Source organism: Halorubrum sp. SS7, from assembly GCF_005435055.1.
Taxonomy (GTDB): domain Archaea; phylum Halobacteriota; class Halobacteria; order Halobacteriales; family Haloferacaceae; genus Halorubrum; species Halorubrum salinarum.
Window position 1 is genome coordinate 1 of sequence record NZ_SGXV01000631.1, and the last position, 235, is coordinate 235.

Annotated in this window: 1 protein-coding gene; it reads left to right on the top strand. The window is 67.2% G+C overall.

Annotated elements, in window-relative coordinates; genetic code table 11:
- Positions 1 to 41: 41 nt before the first annotated feature.
- The coding region (locus EXE44_RS19405) for a response regulator (protein ID WP_137718130.1) at positions 42 to 235 on the top strand (194 nt) is incomplete at its 3' end.

Genomic DNA, 235 nt, shown 5'->3' on the forward strand with positions numbered 1-235 from the left:
GATGAAACGTGTGAGCGAACACCCCCTCGCTCCCGTCACCCATGAGTGAGAAACCGCCGCTGGTCCTCGTGGTCGAGGACGAACCCGACCTGGCCGATCTGTATGCCGCCTGGCTCGGCGACGAGTACCGCGTTCGAACCGCGTACGGCGGTCGCGAGGCCCTCGACCAGCTCGACGAGACCGACGACGAGGTCGACGCGATCCTCCTCGATCGCCGGATGCCCGGACTCTCCGG